This window comes from Saccharopolyspora flava, from assembly GCF_900116135.1.
GTDB classification, from domain to species: domain Bacteria; phylum Actinomycetota; class Actinomycetes; order Mycobacteriales; family Pseudonocardiaceae; genus Saccharopolyspora; species Saccharopolyspora flava.
On the sequence record NZ_FOZX01000007.1, the window covers coordinates 203,981 to 222,487 of the forward strand.

Consider the following 18,507-nt stretch of genomic DNA (forward strand, 5'->3'; position numbering starts at 1 on the left):
CACTGGACGCGAGAAATGGGTCGCGATGGATATGGCTGCCGACAACGCCGGGTTCGTCGCGGGGCAGCCTGCCGACCCGGACACGACTCTGGCCGTCGTCGGGCTCTCGTGCCGGTTCCCCGGTGCCGAGGACCCGCAGGAGTTGTGGCGGTTGCTCGCCGAGGGCGGGAGCAGCGTCGCCGAGGTGCCTGCCGGACGCTGGTCCGGACCCGCCGCCGAGGAAGCACCCCGCTGGGGCGCGTTCCTGGAGCACCCCGAGGAGTTCGACGCCGCGTTCTTCGGCATCTCCCCGCGCGAAGCCCCCTACGTCGACCCGCAGCAGCGCCTCGCGCTGGAGCTCGGCTGGGAGGCGCTGGAGCACGCGCGGATCGCACCGGAGGCGGTGCGCGGGACGCGGCTGGGCACGTTCGTCGGCGTCAGCCACGACGACCACGCCCAGCTGATCTCCGCGCACGCCCACGACCTGGCCACCGAGCACGCCTTCACCGGCGCGCAGCGCGGCGTCATCGCCAACCGGGTCGCCGCGTTCCTCGGGGCGCGCGGCCCCAGCATCACCGTCGACTCCTCCCAGGCGTCCTCGCTGGTGGCGCTGCACCTGGCCTGCGCGAGCCTGCGCGGCGAGGAGTCCGACGTCGCGCTGGTGTGCGGGGTCAACCTGCACCTGCTGCCGCAGAGCGTGCTGCTCGCGTCCCGGCTGGGAGCCCTGTCCTCGCGGGGCCGGTGCTTCACCTTCGACGAGCGCGCCGACGGCTACGTGCCGGGCGAGGGCGGCGGCGCGGTCGTGCTCAAGCGCCTGCGCACCGCCCTCGACGACGGCGACCGCGTGCTGTGCCTGGTGCGCGGCAGCGCCACCACCAACGACCCGGACGGCGACACCCTGACGGCACCGACCGTCGCCGCGCAGGCCGAGACCCTCGGCCGCGCCTACCGGCAGGCGGGCATCGCCCCGGAGACCGTCGACTACGTCGAGCTGCACGGCACCGGCACGCCCACCGGGGACCCGGTGGAGGCCGCCGCGCTCGGCGAGGTCATCGGCAGCCGCCGTCCCGCGGACCGGCCCCTGGCGGTGGGGTCGGTGAAGACCAACATCGGGCATCTCAGCGGCGCGGCCGGCATCGCCGGGTTCATCAAGACCGCGCTGGCCCTCGCGCACCGGCAGCTGCCCGCGAGCCTGAACTTCGACACCCCGAACCCGCGAATCCCGTTGGAGGAGCTGAACCTCCGCGTCCAGCGGGAGCTCGGACCGCTGCCGGACGGGCCGCTGGTGGCGGGGGTGAGCTCGTTCGGCATGGGCGGCACCAACTGCCACGTCGTGCTCAGCGACTGGCGGCCCGAGCCGGAACAGGACCGGACCCCGACGTCGCTGCCCGCCGTGCCGTGGCTGCTGTCGGCGCGCAGCGAGGAGGCGTTGCGGGAGGCGGCGTCGCGGCTCGCGGACGCCGGTGCCGCGCACGATCCGGTGGAGGTCGCGGCGTCGCTGGTGTCCAGCCGCTCCTCGTTCGACCACCGCGCCGCGATCGTGGCGGGGTCGCAAGACGACCTCCTCGCCGCGACGCGAGCCCTGGCCGACGGGGACACCGCGCCGGAGGTCGTGACCGCAGCGCCGGATGAGGTGACCGTCGCGTTCTCGGGCGCCGCTCCGGTGGGCGGTCATGGACTGGCGCGGTTCCCGGTGTTCGCCGAGGCGGTGGCCGAGGTGTGCGCGGTGCTCGACGAGGAGGTGCCGGACGGCGACTTCGGCGCCCAGGTGCGGCGAGCAGTCGAGGAAGGACTCGGGAGCGAGGAGTCGCCGCTGGCGGATGCGGCGTCGTTCGCGTTCGGCGTCGCGGCGTGGCGGTTGGCCTCGTCGTGGGGCGTGGTTCCGTCGGCGGTCGGCGCGCACGCGGGTGGCGCACCGCTCGCGCTGCACGCGGCCGGTGCCTGCTCGCTGCGGGACGCCGCGAGGCTGGTGCTGGCGCGCGCCCGGACGGCGGACCCGGACGTGCTCGACTCCGTCGAGTTCACGCGCGCCCAGGTGCCGGTGACCCTCCCCGGCGCTGGTCAGGTCGTCGAACCGGAAGCGTTGCGCGAGAACGCATTCCGGGAGGAGGACGTCGTCCCGGCGTTCATCGAGATCGGCCCGGCGACCTCGCTCGCCGCGCTGACCCGGGCGCTCGCGTCGCTGTGGATCCGTGGAGACCACGTCGACTGGCAGCCCCTGCTGGGCGGCGGGCGGCACGTGGACCTGCCGACCTACCCGTTCCAGCGCAAGCGCTTCCGGCTCGACGTCGACGCCCCGGCCGACGACGTCGCCGACACCGGTCCGACGACCGGCGCCGAGATCGCTGACCCGCTCGCGCTCGTGCGGGAGCAGGCCGGGATCGTCGCGCGCGAAACCGGTTCCGTCGACGCGGATGCGACGTTCCGGGAACTCGGCTTCAGCTCGCTGATGATCGAGGAGCTGGCCGCGAAGCTCACCGCCCGCACCGGGCTCGCCGTGTCCGCGGGAGCGGTCTTCGGCCACCCCACGCCCGCCGCGCTCGCCGAGCACCTGCGCGACCTGCAGACCGGGGCGGACACCACCCCCGACACGCGGGAACGGCAGGTCACCGACGAACCGCTGGCGATCGTCGGCATGGCCTGCCGCTACCCGGGCGGCATCGACTCACCCGAGGCGCTGTGGGACGTCGTGGCCTCCGGTGCCGACGCGATCGGCCAGGCGCCCACCCACCGCGGCTGGGACCTCACCTCCGGCAACCTGCTCGGCGGATTCCTGCACGAGGCGGGCGAGTTCGACGCCGAGTTCTTCGGCATCTCGCCCCGCGAGGCGACCGCCATGGACCCGCAGCAGCGGCTGCTGCTGGAGACCTCCTGGGAGGCCCTGGAGCACGCCGGTCTGGACCCGTCGGGGCTGCGCGGCTCGGCCACCGGCGTCTACGTCGGCGCCACCACCCACGACTACGGCCCCCGCGCGCACCGGGCGCCCGAGCACCTCACCGGCTACCTGCTCACCGGTGGCACCCCGAGCGTGCTCTCCGGCCGCGTCGCCTACGCGCTGGGCCTGGAAGGACCGGCGGTCACCGTCGACACGGCCTGCTCGTCGTCGCTGGTGGCGCTGCACCTGGCGGGCCAGGCGCTGCGCTCGGGCGAGTGCGACGTGGCCCTCGCGGCCGGTGTGACGGTCATGGCCACCCCCGGCATGTTCGTCGAATTCAGCCGCCAGGGCGGTCTGGCGGCCGACGGCCGGTGCAAACCGTTCTCGGCGGAGGCCGACGGCACCTCGTGGGCCGAGGGCGTCGGCGTGCTGGCCCTGGAGCGCTTGTCGGACGCGCAGCGCCACGGGCACCGGGTTCTCGCCGTGGTGCGGGGGAGCGCGGTCAACCAGGACGGGGCCTCGAACGGACTCACCGCACCGAGCGGTCCCTCTCAGCAGCGGGTGATCCGGGAGGCGCTGGCCGGCGCGGGGCTCTCGCCCGAGGACGTGGACGCGGTCGAGGCGCACGGCACCGGCACGCGGCTGGGCGACCCCATCGAGGCGCAGGCGCTCGCGGAGACCTACGGGCGGCACCGGCGACCGCACAGCCCGCTGTGGCTGGGATCGCTGAAGTCCAACATCGGGCACGCCCAGGCCGCCGCCGGTGTCGCCGGCGTCATCAAGATGGTGCAGGCCATCCGGCACGAGACCCTGCCCGCCACGCTGCACGCGCACGAGCCGACGTCGCGCGTGGAGTGGGCGTCCAGCGGCCTCGAACTGCTCGCGGAATCCCGCGACTGGCTCGACGAGGGCCGGCCGCGTCGCGCGGGCGTGTCGTCGTTCGGGATCAGCGGCACCAACGCGCACGTGATCGTCGAGGAAGCCCCGCTGGTCGTGGAACCGGCGCGCGACGAGCCCCCGGTGGTGCCGTGGGTGCTGTCCGGGCACGACAGCGCCGCGCTGCGCGACCAGGCGCACCGGCTGGCGGAGTTCGTCGAAGCGCACCCGGATCTGTCCGGTGTGGACGTCGGAGCGGCCCTGGCCGGTCGTGCGGTGCACGAGCACCGCGCGGTCGTGCTCGGCGCCGATCGCGGCGACGCGCTCGACACCCTGCGCTCGGTCGCGCGCGGCGAAGCGGGGGAGCCCGCCACCGCGGCGACGCGGCCGGTGTTCGTGTTCCCCGGGCAGGGTTCGCAGTGGACCGGGATGGCGGTGGAGCTGCTGGAGTCTTCGCCGGTGTTCGCCGCACGGATGCAGGAGTGTGCGGCGGCACTGGAGCCCTTCGCGGAGTTCCGGCTGCTCGACGTGCTGAGCGACGAGACCGCGTTGGAGCGGGTGGACGTCGTCCAGCCCGTGCTGTGGGCGGTGATGGTGTCGCTGGCCGCCGTGTGGCAGTCCTACGGCGTCGAGCCCGCCGCAGTCGTGGGGCATTCGCAGGGTGAGATCGCGGCCGCCGTGGTGGCCGGTGCGCTGTCCCTGGAGGACGGGGCGCGTGCGGTCGCTCTGCGCAGCCGGGCCATCGCCGCCGAGCTGGCCGGACGCGGCGGCATGGCCGCCGTCCGCGCCTCCGCCGAAGACGTGCGGGAGCTCATCGGCGACGAGCCGGACGTGTCGATCGCCGCCATGAACGGGACCGCGACCACCGTCGTGTCCGGCACCCCGGAAGCGCTGGCCGCCCTGGAGGAGCAGTGCGGTGCGGCGGGTCTGCGGTTCCGCTGGATCCCCGTGGACTACGCCTCGCACTCGGCCCAGGTGGAGGCGCTGGAGGACCGCGTCCTGGCCGACCTCGCCGCGATCGAGCCGCGGCGAGCGCAGGTCCCGTTCTTCTCCACGGTGACCGGCACGTGGCTGGAGGAGCAGGACCTCGACGCCGCCTACTGGTACCGGAACCTGCGCAACCCGGTCCGCTTCGACGAGGCCGTGCGCGCCCTCGCCGCCGACGGCTGCGGCGCGTTCGTCGAGTGCAGCCCCCACACCGTTCTCACCGAGGACATCGCCCACGCCGCCGAAACAGCAGGCCGGGACGCGGTCGTCGTCGGATCGCTGCTGCGCGACGCCGGTGACCAGCGGCAGCTGTGGACCTCGCTGGGCGAGGCCTTCACCCGCGGTATCGCTGTGGACTGGACTGCGGCGTTCACCGGCCTCGGCGCCCGGCCCGTCGACCTGCCGCCCTACGCCTTCCAGCGGCAGCACTACTGGCTCGACGCCGATGCCGGAACCCTCGACGTGTCGGCCGCCGGGCTCATCCCCGCCCGGCACCCGCTGCTCGGCGCGGCCGTGCACCCCGCCGACGGCGGTTCCCTGCTGCTGACCGGACGCCTCGACGAGCACACCCACGCCTGGCTGCACGACCACGCCGTCGGCGAGGTCGCCCTGCTTCCCGCGACGGCCTGGCTCGAACTCGCCCTGCACGCCGGGAACCGCTGCGGCAGCCCGCACGTCGACGAACTGATCTTGCACGCCCCGCTGACGCTGGGCGCCGCGACCGACCTCCAGATCACCGTCACCGCCTCCGACGAGCCGGGCCGCGCCACCGCCACCTTCCACGCGCGCCCCGCCGCCGACGACGCGCCGTGGACGCTGCACGCCACGGCCACGCTCGGCCCGGCACCGGCCACCCCGCCCGCCCCGGACTGGGCCGCCAGCTGGCCGCCCGCCGGAACGACACCGGTCGACACCAGCGGCGTCTACGCCGAGCTGGCCGACCTCGGCTACACCTACGGTCCCGCGTTCCGGGGTCTCCGTCGCATGTGGACGGAGCCCGGCGGGACCGTCTACGCCGAAGCCGAACTCGCCCTGCCGGAGCTCGACGGCACCGACTACGGCATCCACCCCGCGCTGCTCGACTCCGCCCTGCACGCCCTGCTGGGCGACGAGCTGCGCCTGCCCCACGCCTTCGACGACGTCGCCCTGCACGCCCCGGGCGGCCGCGCCCTGCGCGCCCGCATCACCCGCACCGGGCAGGACGGCGTCAGCGTCGACCTCGCCGACGCCAACGGACACCCGGTGGCCGAGATCGGGGCGCTCACCACGCGTCCCGCCGACACCGCCCGGCTCGGCGGCCCGACCGCCGCCGCCCGCTCGCTGTTCACCGTGGAGTGGGACGAGCTGCCGCTCACCGACCTCGCACCCACCGGTGACTGGGCGCTGCTCGGCGAGAACCCGCTCGGTCTCCCCGGCGGCACCGCCACCTACCGGGACCTCGACGACCTGCGCGGCGCCCTGGACTCCGGCACCGTCCCCGACGTCCTCGTGTGGCGCGTGCCGCGCTCGGACGGCGACCCCGCGACGGCCGCGCACGCGCACGCCGCGACAGCGCTGGACACCGCCCGCGCCCTGCTGCTCGACGACCGGCTGACCGACGCGCGCCTGCTCGTCGTCACCGAAGGCGCCACCGGGCCGGACGCCGTCACCGACATCGCCGCGGCCACCGCCTGGGGTCTGCTGCGCACCGCGCAGACCGAAACCCCCGGCCGGTTCGCGCTCGTCGACACCGACCGGCACCCGGACTCCCTGCGACTGCTGCCCTCGACCGCCGCCGGAACCGAACCGCAGCTCGCGCTCCGCGCCGGTCGCGCCCACGCGCCCCGGCTCGCCCGCGCGACCGCGACCGAGACCGCCGCGCCGTTCGGGCCGGACAGCACGGTGCTGCTCACCGGGGCGTCCGGGCGGATCGGCGGCCTGCTGGCCCGGCGCCTGGTCCACGAGCACGGCGTGCGCAGGCTGGTGTGCCTGAGCCGCAGCGGCGCCGAGGCGACCCGCGACCTCACCGACGAGCTCACCGGCGCGGGCTGCGCGGTCACCCACCTCGCCTGCGACGCCGCCGACCGCGACGCGCTGGCCGCCGCGCTCCGCACCCTCGGGGAACCCGTCACCGCCGTGGTGCACGCGGCGGGCGCGCTCGCCGACGGCGCCGTCACCTCCCTGACCGCCGAGCAGCTGGACGCCGTGCTGCGGCCGAAGGTCGACGCCGCGTGGAACCTGCACGAGCTCACCCGCGACGAGCCGCTGACCGCGTTCGTCCTGCTGTCCTCGGTCGCCGGGGTGCTCGGCACCTCCGGTCAGGCGAACTACGCCGCGGGCAACGCCTTCCTGGACGCCCTCGCCGCCCACCGCACCGACCTCGGCCTGCCGGGGCAGGCGCTCGTTTTCGGCGTGTGGGAGCAGGACGACGCGGGTGGCGGCATGGCCTCGGGCCTCGACGACACCGACCGGGACCGCCTGGCACGCCTCGGCCTGGTGCCGATGCCGGAGGACGAGGCGCTGGCCCTGTTCGACCACGCGGTCACCGACCCGAGGCCGCAGTGGGTCCCCGCGAAGCTCGACGTGCGCTCGGTGCGCGAGCGGGCAGCCGAGGACGGCGTGCCGCCGCTGCTGCGCCGGATCGTGCCCCCGCCCGCGGCGGAGGACACCTCCTCGTTCCCCGAACGGCTGGAGACCCTCTCACCCGGTGAGCGGCAGGAGCTCGCGCTCGATCTCGTGCGCACCCAGGCCGCGGCCGTCCTCCGGTTCGAGTCGGGGGAGCGGATCCACCCCACCCGGCCGTTCCAGGACATCGGGTTCGACTCGCTCGGCTCCGTGGAGCTGCGCAACCGCCTCAACACCCGCACCGGCGAGCGGCTGCCCGCCGGACTGCTCTTCGACCACCCCACGCCCACCGCGCTCGCCGCCTACCTGGTCGACCGGATCACCGGAGCGCAGGACGAGCCGACGCCCGTCGTCGTCCAGGAAACGGAGCCTGACCCCGAACCCGACCACGACGACGATCCCATCGCGATCGTCGGCATGGCCTGCCGCTTCCCGGGTGGCGTGACGGACCCGGAATCCTTCTGGGAGCTGGTGTCCACCGGCGGCGACGGCATCGGCCCGTTCCCCTCCGACCGAGGCTGGGACCTCGACGCGCTCTACCACCCGGACCCCGACCACCCCGGCACCTCCTACACCCGCGAAGGCGGTTTCCTGCACGAGGCGGGCGATTTCGACGCCGCGTTCTTCGGCATCTCGCCGCGCGAGGCGCTGGCGATGGACCCGCAGCAGCGGCTGTTCCTGGAGACCTCGTGGGAGGCCCTGGAGCACGCCGGTCTCGACCCGTCGGCGCTGCGCGGGTCGGCCACCGGCGTGTTCGCCGGCCAGGTCTACCACGACTACGCCCCGCCGCTGGACCGCACGCCCGAGCAGGTCGAAAGCCTCATGCTGACCGGCAACACCGGCAGCGTGCTGTCCGGCCGGGTGGCCTACGCCTTCGGCTTCGAAGGACCCGCCGTCACCGTCGACACCGCCTGCTCCACGTCGCTGGTCGCGCTGCACCTGGCGGGCCAGGCGCTGCGCTCGGGCGAGTGCGACGTGGCGCTGGCGGGCGGCGTGACCGTGATGGCGACCCCGGGTCCGTTCGTCCACTTCGGACGCCAGCGCGGCCTGTCGCCGGACGGTCGCTGCAAACCGTTCTCGGCCACCGCCGACGGGACCGGCTTCTCCGAAGGCGCGGGCGTGCTGGCCCTGGAGCGCTTGTCGGACGCGCGGCGCAAGGGACACCGAATCCTGGCCGTGGTGCGCGGCAGCGCGGTCAACCAGGACGGGGCGTCGAACGGACTCACCGCGCCGAGCGGTCCCTCGCAGCAGCGGGTGATCCGGGCCGCGCTGGCGAACGCGGGCCTGGCTCCCGGCGAGGTGGACGCCGTCGAGGCGCACGGCACCGGCACCACCCTCGGCGACCCCATCGAGGCCGAGGCGCTGCTGTCCACCTACGGCGCCGAGCGGGACGCGGACCGGCCGCTGTGGCTCGGGTCGGTGAAGTCCAACATCGGCCACACCCAAGCGGCCGCGGGCGTCGCCGGTGTCATCAAGGTGGTGCAGGCGATGCGGCACGGCGTGCTGCCCGCCTCGCTGCACGCCGGTGAACCCACCTCGCACGTCGACTGGTCCTCCGGGCGCGTCCGGCTGCTCGCCGAATCCCGGCGGTGGCCGGGCGAACGTCCGCGCCGCGCCGGGGTGTCGTCGTTCGGCATCAGCGGCACCAACGCGCACGTGATCATCGAGCAGGCCCCCGACGTCGCGGAACCGGCGGCGCGCGGCGAGTCCACGGCGGTGCCGTGGGTGCTCTCCGGCCGCGGCGCCGAGGCGCTGCGCGCGCAGGCCGAACGCCTCGCCAACCACCTGGCGGCCCACCCGGACGAGTCCGTCGTGGACGTCGGGACCTCCCTGCTGGGGCGTGCCGTGCACGAGAACCGCGCGGTGGTGGTCGGTTCCGGCCGGGACGAGCTCCTCGACGGCGTGCGGGCGCTGGCCGGGGGAACCGGCGTCAGCGGCGAGGTGCGCGACGGCGCCGAGCCCCGGGTGGCGCTGGTGTTCCCCGGCCAGGGATCGCAGTGGCCCGGCATGGCGGTGGAACTGCTCGCCGACTCGCCGGTCTTCGCCGCGCGGATGCGGGAGTGCGCCGCGGCGCTGAAACCCCACGTGGACGTGCCGCTGCTGCGGATCCTCGGCAACGCCGACGCGCTGGAGCGGGTCGAGCTGGTCCAGCCTGCGCTGTGGGCGGTCATGGTGTCGCTGGCCGCGGTGTGGGAGTCCTGCGGAGTCCGCCCCGCCGCCGTGCTGGGGCACTCCCAGGGCGAGATCGCAGCGGCCGTCGTGGCCGGTGCGTTGTCCCTGGAGGACGGGGCGCGCGCGGTCGCTCTGCGCAGCCGCGCCATCGCCGCCGAACTGGCCGGACGCGGCGGCATGGCCGTCGTGCGGGTGCCCGCCGCAGAAGCGCACCGGCTCGTCGACGACCTCGACGAGGTGTCGATCGCGGCGATGAACGGCCCCGCCGCCACGGTCGTGTCCGGCACCCCGGCCGGGCTCGACGCGCTGGAAGCCCGGTGCGGTGCGGAGGACGTGCGGTTCCGGCGGGTCGCGGTGGACTACGCCTCGCACTCGGCGCAGGTGGACGCGCTGCGGGACCGCATCCTCGCCGACCTCGCCCCGATCGAGGCCCGCCCCGCCGACGTCCCGTTCTTCTCCACGGTGACCGGCGGCTGGCTCGGGCAGGAGGTGCCGGACGCGGCCTACTGGGTGCGCAACCTCCGCCACCCCGTCCGCTTCGAGGAAGCCGTGCGCGCCCTGGCCGCCGAGGGATTCGACGCGTTCATCGAGTGCAGCCCGCACGCCGTGCTGACCGCCGAGGTCGAGCACACCCTGGAGGTCGCCGGCCACGACGCGGCCGTCGTGGGCTCGCTGCTGCGCGACGCCGGTGACCAGCGGCAACTGCTCACCTCGCTGGGCGAGGCCTTCGTGCGCGGCGTCGCCGTGGACTGGTCCTCGGCGTGCGCGGGCACCGGCGGTCGCCTCGTCGACCTGCCCCCTTACGCCTTCCAGCACGAGCGCTACTGGTGGGACGCCCCCGAGACGACGCCCGAGAGCGCCGGGGACGCGGAGTTCTGGGCGGCCGTGGACCACGACGACCCGTCGGTCCTGGCCGAGACCCTGGACGTCGACGACGCGTCGCTGCTGCCGGTCCTGCCCGCGCTGCGCGCCTGGCACCGCGAGCGGGCGTCGACGGCCGAGATCGCGTCCTGGCGCTACCGCACCCGCTGGGTGCCCACGACCACGCCCGCAACCCCGGTCCTGGCCGGGACCTGGCTGCTGGTGGTGCCCACCGGCACCGCCGCCGACGTCGTCGCCGACGCGGTCCGGGACCACGGCGGTGACGTCCGCACCGTCGAGGTCCCGGCCACCGCGACCCGGGAGGACCTCGCCGGCCGCCTGGAGCAGCGGGCGTACGCGGGCGTGCTGTCGTTGCTGCCGGCCGCCGACGACCCGGCGCCCGGAACCGGTGTCTCGCGAACCGGTCTCACCGCGACCGTCGCGCTGTTCCAAGCCCTCGCCGACACCGGGATCGACGCGCCGCTGTGGTGCCTGACCCGGCAGGCGGTGACCGCCACCGACGAGGACGCCGCGACCCCTCGCGACGGAGCGGCGGCGCAGCACATGGTGTGGGGGCTCGGCAGGATCATCGCCCTGGAGCACCCCGAGCGCTTCGGCGGCCTCGTCGACCTGCCCGCCCGGCCCGACGCCCGCACCGGGCGCCTCCTCGCCGGCATCCTGTCCGGCGCGACCGGGGAGGACCAGGTCGCGCTCCGCCCGACCGGCGCCCACGTGCGGCGGCTGGCGCGCGCGTCGGGTGCGGGCCCGGCGTGGCGACCGCGCGGCACCGTGCTCATCACCGGCGGCACCGGCGGTCTCGGCGCCGCCGTGGCGCGCCACCTGGCCCGCACCGGCGCCGACCACCTCGTGCTGGTCAGCCGCCGCGGCCCGGACGCGCCTGGCGCCGACGAGCTGCGCGCCGAGCTGGAAGCCGCCGACGTGCGGGTCACCATCGAGGCCTGCGACGTCGGCGACCGCGCCGACCTCGCCCGGCTGCTCGACGGCCTCGCCCCGACGGCCGTGGTGCACACCGCCGCCGTCCTCGACGACGGACTCGTCCAGGACCTCACCCCGGACCAGCTCGACCGCGTCCTGCGCGTCAAGGCCGACGGCGCGCGGCACCTGCACGAGCTCACCCGCGACCTGGACGCGTTCGTGCTGTTCTCCTCCGTGGCCGGCACTTTCGGCGCGAGCGGGCAGGGCAACTACGCCCCCGGCAACGCCTACCTGGACGCCCTCGCCGAGCACCGGCACGCCCTCGGACTCCCGGCGACCTCGATCGCCTGGGGCTTGTGGGACGAGCGCGGCATGGCCACCGGCGACGGCATCGGGGAGATGGCCCGCCGCCACGGCCTGCCCGTCATGGCACCCGAGCTCGCCGCCACCGCGCTCAGGGCGGTGGCCGGTGACGCGGACCCGGCCGTGATCGTCGCGAACGTCGAGTGGGACCGGTTCCACGCCGCCTACACCGCCACCCGGCCCAGCCCGTTCCTCGCGGACCTGCCCGAGGTGCGGCGGCTCACCGAGTCCCGCGAACCGGCCCGCGCCACCACCCCGGCCGGACGGCTGGCCGCACTGGCCCCGGCCGACCAGCAGGCGGCGCTGCTGACGATCGTCCGCGAGCAGGTGGCCGGGGTGCTCGGCCACGCCGGCCCGGACTCGGTCGACCCCGAAACCTCCTACCGGGAGCTGGGTTTCGACTCCGTCACCGCCGTCGAGCTGCGCAACCAGCTCAACCGGGTCACCGGGCTGCGGCTGCCGTCGACCATCGTCTTCGACCACCCCAACGCCCGCGCCCTGGCCACCCACCTGCATGGCGAACTCCTCGGCGACGCCCCGGAAACCCCGGAGGCGCCGGCCGCCGAGGTCGTCGACGACCCGGTGGTCATCGTCGGCATGAGCTGCCGGTTCCCGGGCGACGTGCGCTCCCCGGAGGACCTGTGGGAGCTGCTGCGCGCCGGTGGGGACGCCATCACCCCGTTCCCGGAGGACCGCGGCTGGGACACCGACCGCCTCTTCTCCGGCGACGGTCCCGGCTCGTCGTGCGCGCGGGAGGGCGGTTTCCTGCACGACGCCGCCGATTTCGACGCCGACTTCTTCGGCATCTCCCCGCGCGAAGCCCTCGCGATGGACCCGCAGCAGCGGCAACTGCTGGAGACCTCGTGGGAGGCGCTGGAGGACGCCGGCATCGACCCGACCACGCTGCGCGGCACCCGCGCGGCGGTGTTCACCGGCAGCAACGGCGGCGACTACCTCGCGATGGGTCCCGGCGCCCCCGACGAGGCCGTGGGCTACGCGGGCACCGGCAACATCGGCAGCGTGCTGTCCGGCCGGATCGCCTACGTGCTCGGCACCGAGGGACCGGCGCTCACCGTCGACACCGCGTGCTCCTCGTCGCTGGTCGCCCTGCACCTGGCCGCCCGCTCGCTGCAGCAGGGGGAGTGCGACCTCGCGCTGACCGGCGGGGTCACCGTCATGTCCACGCCGGGGATCTTCACCGAGTTCACCCACCAGGGCGGGCTCGCCCCCGACGGCCGCAGCAAGGCCTTCGCCGAGGACGCCGACGGCGCAGGGTTCGCCGAGGGCGTCGGGGTGCTCGTCGTCGAGCGGCTCTCGGACGCCCGCCGCAACGGGCACCGGGTGCTGGCGGTCGTGCGCGGCAGCGCGGTGAACCAGGACGGTGCGTCGAACGGGCTGACCGCCCCGAACGGCGTCGCGCAGCAGCGGGTCATCCGCGCCGCGCTCGCCGACGCGGGCCTGGAGACCTCCGACGTCGACGTGGTGGAGGCCCACGGCACGGGCACCAAGCTGGGCGATCCGATCGAGGCGGGCGCCCTGCTGGCGACCTACGGCCGAGGACGGGACGCGAAACGGCCGCTGTGGCTGGGGTCGGTGAAGTCCAACATCGGGCACACCCAGGCCGCCGCAGGCGTCGCCGGGATCATCAAGTCCGTGCTCGCGCTCCGGCACGCGCACCTGCCGCGCACCGTGCACGCCGACCACCCCACGACCCACGTCGACTGGTCCTCGGGCGCGCTGCGGTTGCTGACGGGCCCGCAGGACTGGCCGGAGACCGGACGTCCCCGGCGGGCGGGGGTGTCCTCGTTCGGCGTCAGCGGCACCAACGCCCACGTCGTCCTGGAGCAGGGGCCGGACGAGGAGACCGTGCCCGGCGCGCCTGTCGCCGACGGGGAGATCGTGCCGTTGCCGGTGACCGCGAAAACCCCTGCGGCGCTGCGGGAACAGGCCCGACGGCTGCTGCCGGTGCTCGACGACGCCGCCCCCGCCGAGGTCGGGCACGCGCTGGCGACCACGCGCGCTCGCTTCGCGCACCGGGCGGTCGTGCTCGGCGCGAGCGATGCCGAGCGGCGCGCGGCCCTCGACGAGCTGTCCGGGCCGGACGTCGTCCTCGGCACGACCGTCTCCCCGGACGAGCGCGTGGTGTTCGTGTTCCCGGGCCAGGGTTCGCAGTGGACCGGGATGGCCGTGGAGCTGCTGGAGTCCTCGCCGGTGTTCGCCGCCCGGATGGAGGAGTGCGCGGCGGCGCTGAAGCCCTTCGCGGACGTCGAGCTGCTGGACGCCCTGAGCGACGAGGCCGCGTTGGAGCGGGTGGACGTCGTCCAGCCGGTGCTGTGGGCTGTGATGGTGTCGCTGGCGGAGGTGTGGCGGTCCTACGGCGTGGAGCCCGCGGCGGTGGTGGGGCATTCGCAGGGTGAGATCGCGGCCGCCGTGGTGGCCGGTGCGCTGTCTCTGGAGGACGGCGCGCGGGTCGTGGCGCTGCGCAGCCGCGCCGTGGCGTCCGGGCTGTCGGGACGGGGCGGCATGGCCGCCGTTCGGGCTTCGTCCGAGGAGACGCGTCGGCTCGTCGGCGACGAGCCGGAGGTGTCGATCGCCGCCATGAACGGTCCCACGACGACCGTCGTCTCGGGCACCCCGGAGGCGCTGGCCGCCCTGGAGGAGCGGTGCGGCGCGGAGGGCGTGCGGTTCCAGTGGGTGGCGGTCGACTACGCCTCCCATTCGGCGCAGGTGGAGGCGCTGGAGGACCGCGTCCTCGCCGACCTCGCCCCGCTGGACGCCCGCCGCGCGACGGTGCCGTTCTTCTCCACCGTCACCGGCTCCTGGCTCGGCGATGAGGTCCCCGATGCCGCGTACTGGTACCGGAACCTGCGCAACCCGGTGCGGTTCGAGGAGGCCGTGCAGGGCTTGCTGGACCTGGGTTTCCGGCACTTCGTGGAGGCCAGCCCGCATCCGGTCCTGACCCCGGGCATCGAGGAGACCGCAGGCGACGTCGAGGTGTCGGCGGTCGGCACGCTGCGCCGCGACGAGGGCGGACAGGAACGCGTGCTGCGGTCGCTGGCGGAGGCCTTCGTCGCCGGAGCCCCGGTGGAATGGGCCTACGAGAGCGCGGGTTCTGGCCGGGTCGCGCTGCCGACCTACGCCTTCCAGCGACGCCGCTTCTGGCTCCGGCACCACGGCGCCGACGCCGCCGCGCACGGCATGGCCGCCACCGGGCACGCGCTGCTCGGCAGCGGCGTCGTGCTGCCGGGAACGGGCGGGCACCTGTTCACCGGACGCTTCTCGCCGCAGGACCAGCCGTGGACGGCCGATCACGAGGTGCTGGGCCGCATCGTCCTGCCCGGCACCGCGTTCCTGGACATGGTGCTGCACGCCGCCGACGCGGTCGGCTGCGACCACGTCGCCGAGCTGACCCTCGAAACCCCGCTGGTGCTGACCGGGACGACGCAGATCCAGGTCCTGGTGGCCGCGCCCGGCGACGACGGCGACCACGAGATCACCGTCCACGCCCAGGACGACCCGCTGCACGGCTGGACGCTGCACGCGCGCGCCACCGCGACCAGCGGCGCGCCGGAGGAACCCGCCGACCTGACGAGCTGGCCCCCGGCGGCGAGCGCGGTGGATCTCGACGGCCTGTACGAGCGGCTGGCCGACGACGGACTCTCCTACGGCCCGGTGTTCCGGGGACTGGAGCGGGTCTGGCGCAGCGGCGAGGAGATCTTCGCCGAAGTTGCGCTGCCCGAGGGCACCGAGCCCGCCGGGTTCGGGCTGCACCCGGCGCTGCTCGACGCGGCGCTGCACGCGTGGCCGGCCTGCACCGACCTCGACACCGTCCGGCTGCCGTTCCTGTGGAGCGGCGTGTCCCTGCACGCCACCGGGGCGACGAGACTGCGCGTCCGGCTCACCCCGAGCGACGACGCGCTGTCTGTGCTGGTCGCCGACACCGACGGGCGACCCGTGCTCACCGCTCGGTCCTTGGTGACCCGGCCCGTCGCCGACACCGCTTTCCCCGCTGCGCCGAGCAGCGGACCGTCGCTGTACCGGGTGGACTGGAAAGCCGAAACCGGTATGCCAGCCGAGTTCTCCCTCGCGGTGCTGGGCGAGGCCGACGACCTGCCCGCGTCCCACCCGGAACTGTCCGGGTTCCTCGATCTGGCGGCGCTGGAGGAACATCTGGCCGCCGGTGAAAAGCCGGTGCCCGAGCGGGTGCTGGTCGAGATCGGCTCGCCGAGCGGCGAACCGATGCCCTCGGCCGCCGAGCACGCCGCCCGCCGCGCCCTGGAACTCGTCCAGCGCTGGCTCGCCTCGGACCTGTTCCTCGAATCCCGGCTGGTGCTGGTCACGCGCGGCGCGGTCGGCGTGGGCGGCGACGGCCTGGGCGACCTGGCCGCGTCCCCGGTCTGGGGCCTGGTGCGCTCCGCGCAGACCGAACACCCCGGACGCGTCACCCTCCTCGACGCGGACCCGGCAGGCACCACACCCGACGCGGTGTTGCGCGCCCTGGCCGTGGACGAGCCGCAGCTCGCCCTCCGGGGCGAGGAGATCCTGATCCCGCGCCTGGTCCGCGACGAATCCCCGGCCCGGGATGCCGATCCGAGGTGGCACCTCGACACCGGCAGCGGCGGAACCCTCGACGACCTCGCCTGGGTGCCGGACCCGGCGGCGGTCGAGCGGCCGCTGGGCGAGTTCGAGGTGCGGGTGCGGGTGTGCGCGGTCGGCGTGAACTTCCGCGACCTGCTCGTGGTGCTGGGCATGTACCCCGACGCCGAGAACGCCGTGCTGGGCAGCGAAGCGTCCGGTGTGGTGACCGAGATCGGTTCCGGTGTCACGGGTGTCGGCGTCGGCGACCGGGTGATGGGCGTGTGGCAGGGCACCTACCACTCGTCGATCGTGGTGGACGAGTGCACGGTCGTCGGCATCCCCGCCGGGTGGAGCTTCGAGACCGCCGCCTCGGTCCCGGTGGCGTTCGTGACCGCCTACTACGCGCTGGTGGACCTCGCGGACCTCAAGGTGGGCGAATCGGTTCTCGTGCATTCCGCCGCCGGTGGTGTGGGCATGGCCGCCGTGCAGCTGGCGCGGCATCTCGGCGCCGAGGTGTGCGCGACGGCGAGCGAACCGAAGTGGCCCGTGGTGCGCGAACTGGGTGTCGCCGACGACCGCATCGCCTCCTCGCGGACGGCCGAGTTCGAGCAGCTCTTCAACCCCGTGGACGTCGTGCTGGACTCGCTGGCGGGCGAGCTCGTGGACGCCTCGCTGCGGTTGATGCGGCCGGGTGGTCGTTTCGTGGAGATGGGCAAGACCGATGTCCGCGACGCGGCCGAGGTCGCGGCGGTCCACGGTGGTGTGCGGTACCGCGCGTTCGACCTGGCCGAGGCCGGAGGGGTGCGTCTCGGCGAGATCCTGCGCGCAATCGTGGGACTCTTCGAGACGGGAGCGCTGCAACCGCTGCCGACGAAGGTCTGGGACGTGCGCCAGGCCGGCGAGGCGTTCTGGTACATGAGCCGCGCCCGGCACGTCGGCAAGCTCGTCCTGACCACGCCCCGCGAGGAGACCGACGGCTGGGTCGTGGTGACCGGCGCCTCGGGCGTGCTCGGCGGCGTGGTGGCCCGGCACGTGGTCTCCGAGTGGGGCGTGCGCCGGGTGCTGCTGCTGAGCCGCCGGGGCCAGGACGCGCCCGGAACCGACGCCCTCGTCCGGGAACTCACCTCGGCCGGTGCCGAGGTGCGCGTCGCCGCCTGCGACGTCGCCGACCGCGACGCGCTCACCGAAACGCTGTCCTCTGTGGAGGGTGAGATCGCCGGTGTGGTGCACGCGGCGGGAACTCTGGACGACGTGACGGTGGAGTCGCTGACCCCGCAGCGGTTGGCCGACGTGCTGTCCGCGAAGGTCGCGGGAGCCTGGAACCTCCACGAGGCGACCGCCGATGAGGACCTCCGCTGGTTCGTGCTGTTCTCCTCCGCCGCCGGGGTGCTCGGCGGCGCGGGGCAGGCGAACTACGCGGCGGGCAACGCGTTCCTCGACGGGCTGGCGGCGTTCCGCCGGGCGCGCGGCCTGCCCGCGGTGTCGGTCGCGTGGGGGCTGTGGGAGCAGCGCTCGGCGATGACCGAAGGGCTCGACGACACCGACCTCGCCCGCATGGCCCGCACCGGCGTGCTGCCGATGAGCAACGCCGACGCGCTCCGGCTCCTCGACACCGCCACCACGTCCGCGCGCGGCCTGCTGCTCGCGGCCGACCTCGACACCGGCGCCCTCGACACGGGCCTGTTCCGCGACCTCGGCCGTCGCCCGGCACCCGCCCGCCGACGAGCGGCCGCCTCCAGCGGCGGCGAGCCGCGACCGGACCTGGCGCGCCGGCTCGACGGGCTCGGGGACGAGGAACGCCGCCGCGTGGTGCTGCGCGCCGTGTGCGAGCAGGCCGCGACCGTGCTCGGGCACTCCTCGGCCGCGTCGATCCCCGTCGATCAGGGCTTCCTCCAGATGGGCTTCGACTCGCTGACCGCCGTGGAACTGCGCAACCGGCTCAACACCGCGACCGGACTGCGGCTGCCCGCCACCCTCGTCTTCGACCACCCCGACCCGGCCCGGCTCGCCGAGCACCTCGCCGCCGAACTGGCCCCGGCCACCGAGACCGGCGCCGACCTGAGCGCCGAGCTCGACCTGCTGGACACCGCGCTGAGCGACCCGTCCGCCGCCGACGACGCCACCCGCGCCCAGGTCACCGCCCGGCTCCAGAACCTGCTGTCCCGGTGGTCGATCGCTCCCGGCGACGCGGCGGACGACGTGGCCGAGAACCTGGAATCGGCCGGGGCGGACGAGCTCTTCGACTTCATCGACCAGCAATTCGGCACGAACTGAGG

Annotated in this window: 1 pseudogene; it reads left to right on the forward strand. The window is 75.0% G+C overall.

The features are described 5' to 3' along the window. Positions 1-100: 100 nt before the first annotated feature. Positions 101-18,505 (forward strand): annotated as a pseudogene (locus BM424_RS20420) (type I polyketide synthase); the annotation flags it as partial. Positions 18,506-18,507 lie beyond the last annotated feature (2 nt).